The following is a 3,578-nucleotide window of genomic DNA, read 5'->3' on the forward strand; positions in this document are numbered from 1 at the left end:
GTTTCCAACCGCCACTGGACTCCACCTGCTTGGGGATTCGCCGGTGATACGGAGGAACGCCTCGCTGAATGCGCCGGGTTTGCGATATCCGACCGCACGGGCGGTAGCGCCGATGGAGGCCCCGTGGGCGAGGTGGGTCAGGGCCGCGCGAATGCGGACGTGGGTGCGCCAGCGTGCGAACGTCATTCCGGTTTCGTTGGAAAACAGTCGGGTGAGGGTGCGCATGCCTGCGCCGACTTCGTGGCCCCAGGCGGCGAGGTCGCGCTGATCGGCCGGGTTCGCGATCAGCCTGTCGGCGATGGCTCGGATGCGTGGGTCGGTGGGCAGTGGCACGTGAACGATTGTGCTGGCAGTGGGTTCGAGCAGGTCGAGCAGGAGTGACTCGACGCGAGTTCGCGTGGGGTCGGGACGTGGATTGCGGTCGAGGTGCACGATCAATTCCCGTACCAGGGGCGTGATGACGATGCCGATGGGTTCGACCCAGGTGATCGGACAGCGAGCGGCGTCGACGGCTACGGTGCAGGAGTCTCCGGGGTGAAGCACGTCCACGGCGTGCGGTGTGCCGGAGGGCAGCCAGAGTGCATGGGTCGGCGGCACGAGCCAGTCCCGCGCGTCGGTGCGAACCGTAACGGTCGCGCTCGTCGCCCACACGATCAGGTGGTGGGGATGGCGGTGGTAGGCCAGCCGGGTGCCCTGATCGACTTGCGACCGTGCCACGACCAGCAACGGGAGTCTTCCGGCAGTGGCATCCGATGAGTGGTCAGCGTCCACCTGTCTCCTCTCGCCGTGGAGATCGTGGCCGTTTCACGGTCATGGTTGGCCACACGCCGCCTGCCAGCCAGCTTAGCCTGACCTTACTACCCGCGGCCCAGGTGTCCGGCAAGCGCCGAGATCCCTTGGCACACCCATGCGTAGAGAGGAGATCCGATCATGCCCGAGAACACCCACCGCCCCCTCCGCGACTCCGGGGTGAACACCGTGATCGACAGGCTTGCGTCGACGCAACAGTTTCCGCCCAACGACCCACGCGCCCGGCTCGAGCGGGATCCGCACGACTACAGCGAGTACGGCTTCTCGGTCCTCCCTGAACAGGGCGACTTAGTCTATCTGTTGTGCCGCGGCCTGCGCGCCACGCGGGTCGTGGAGTTCGCAACTTCGGTCGGCATGTCGACGCTCTACTTCGCCGCCGCCGTGCGCGACAACGGGGGCGGCACGGTCATCGGATCGGAGATCGTGGCCGCCAAGGTCGCCGCCGCCAAGCGCAACCTCGCCGCCGCCGGGCTCTCCGACTACGTCGACATCCGCGAAGGTGACGCCCGCACCACATTGCGCGATCTCGGCGGTCCGGTCGACTTCGCGCTGATCGACGGCTGGCTCGGAAGCGACCCCTCACTCGCCCGGCAAGTCATCGAACTCATCGCGCCTCAACTACGCGTCGGGGGCTATGTCATGAACGACAATGCCGAACCCGACTTCCTTGACTACATCCGCGATCCGGCCAACGGTTTTCTGTCGGTAACCCTGCCGCTTCACGGCGGCACCGAACTCGGCGTCAAAGTGGACGCATCACCGGGGAGCTCCTGACCGTTAAGGCAACGCCGCTAGGTATCGGACCCGTTGCACCCGGTCGTCGTATGCGGACTCGACCCGGAGACCACGATCCGCTCCGCCGACTCGGCCCGCCGGCTTCTGGGAACCACGGTCGAATGCGACCTCGGGTTGAGGCGAACCCACGGGCCGGGCCTTGCTCCTGGGCGAGACGGACCTCGGGTGCGCGTCGAGGAACCTTCAGTTGCGCTGAACTCACGGTCGGCAAGGGGCGGGACCGGAATACCGGCCCTTGTCGGGTGAGGCTGCCGGGCGGACGACGCCGTTGCCCTCGCCAGGCTCAGCGGGGTCCGGCCTACCGGGAAGTGCACGCCCGTCAGTTGGACGGGAGAACTCCGCAGAACACGATCAAGGAGTGAACATGGGAAACCTCAGTGGAAAGGTCGCACTGGTCACCGGCAGCAGCCGGGGCATCGGGCGAGGCATCGCCGAACGCCTTGCCCGGGATGGCGCTCTGGTCGCCGTGCACTACGGCAGTAACGAGGCGGCGGCCAAGGAGGCCGCTGCGACCATCGCCGAGGCCGGAGGCCGGGCGTTTGTCGTGGGCGCCGAACTGGGCGTTCCCGACGACGTGGACACGCTCATGGCCGGGCTGGAGGCCGGACTGCGCGCACACGGGGAATCGGCGATCGACATCCTGGTCCACAACGCGGGGCTCAACTTCATGGGGCGGCCGATCGAGGTCCTCACCCCTGAGGAGTTCGACCAGATGGTCGCGGTCAACGTCAAGGCACCGTTCTTCCTCACCCAGCGGCTGCTGCCACGGCTGCGCGACGGTGGCCGGATCATCAACATCTCATCCGTCTCCACCCGTATCGCCTCATCCCATGGCATCGGCTATCCGCTCACCAAGGGCGCACTCGAAGTGTTCAGCCACACCCTGGCCAAGCACCTCGGCCCCCGCGGGATCACCGTCAATTCCGTCGCAGTCGGCTTCACCCACACCGACATGACCGCCGGAGTGCTCGCCGACCCGGCGAACCTGGAGCGCAACCTCAGCCTGACCGCCCTCGGCCGGATCGGCCAAGTCCCGGATATCGCCGACGCGGTCGCCTTCCTGGCCTCGGACGACGCTCGCTGGATCACCGGCGCCAAGATCGACGTCACCGGCGGCGTCAACCTGTAGCAACGCTCAACGAGACCAACGCACCAACAGCCGAGGGGGTGATCCGGCGGTCTCGCACCGGCGCCCAGTAGCGGGAGATGCCCGGCGAATTCGGCCCTTGGCCGACGGTCTACGGCCGCTTCCGGGTCTGGAGGGACGCCACCGTCTTCACCGCGCTGCTGGAAGGCATGATCGCCGAGGCCGCCCGCCGAGGGGAAGACGGGCTTGTCCCTGGTCAGCAAGAACTCCACCACCGCCCGCGCCCACCATGACGCCGCCAGGATGCGTATCGGCAAGGAGGCCGTGGACGCCCTTGAGGAGGCCGCCGACGAGACGCACCTGCACCTGCTGCCGCACCTCCGCTCCACCTGGACGCTGTACGGCTGGCGGCCTCGGATCCCCACGCCGGGCAGGGACCGGCAGCTCACCGTGCTGGGCGCGCTGGAGGTCACCACCGGTACCTGGGTATACCGGTCCGGCCGCCGCAGTGCGGCCGACTTCCTCACTCCTGCTCCAGCAGCCGATCGCCGCCTTCCCCAGTGCGTCGGCGCCCGTGGTGCTCTGCGACAACGACCAGATCCACCACGCCCACGCGGTACGCGACTTCATCGACGCCCACCCCGGCGCGCACCTGTGCTACGAAGCCCGCTACAGCCCGCACGACAACCCGGTGGAACGCATCTGGGCGACGCTGAAGGCGTTCATCGCCAACACCGCCGCCTCCTGACCCGGCCGCCCGGCCGCCGACGACAAGCCCACGCCTTCTTCCCCCCCCCCGCACACCCGGCCAGCTCCTGACCACCGCCGCCCCTGGACCAGCCCCTGGTTCCCACCCAGTTTCCGACAGAACTCCTGGATACGCGCT

Annotated in this window: 3 protein-coding genes and 1 pseudogene; 3 read left to right on the top strand and 1 reads right to left on the bottom strand. The window is 68.0% G+C overall.

The window, feature by feature from the left end:
• Positions 1–771: AraC family transcriptional regulator (locus ACH4EB_RS38550; RefSeq protein ID WP_398353202.1), on the bottom strand; the 771-nt coding region annotated here is incomplete at its 3' end.
• A 159-nt stretch (positions 772–930) separates the two neighbouring features.
• Here ACH4EB_RS38550 and ACH4EB_RS38555 point away from each other — a divergent pair.
• The 3 genes and pseudogenes from ACH4EB_RS38555 to ACH4EB_RS38565 form a co-directional block, all read left to right on the top strand.
• On the top strand, positions 931–1,584 hold the full coding sequence (locus tag ACH4EB_RS38555; RefSeq protein WP_398353203.1) for an O-methyltransferase: 654 nt from the start codon (positions 931–933) through the stop codon (positions 1,582–1,584).
• Positions 1,585–1,969: 385 nt separating this feature from the next.
• Positions 1,970–2,734, top strand: a complete 765-nt coding sequence (locus ACH4EB_RS38560; RefSeq protein WP_361619953.1) for an SDR family oxidoreductase — start codon at positions 1,970–1,972, stop codon at positions 2,732–2,734.
• Positions 2,735–2,766: 32 nt separating this feature from the next.
• Positions 2,767–3,578, top strand: a pseudogene (locus ACH4EB_RS38565) (transposase); the annotation flags it as partial.

Origin of the sequence: Streptomyces sp. NPDC018045, from assembly GCF_044327445.1 — a bacterium.
Lineage (GTDB): Bacteria > Actinomycetota > Actinomycetes > Streptomycetales > Streptomycetaceae > Streptomyces.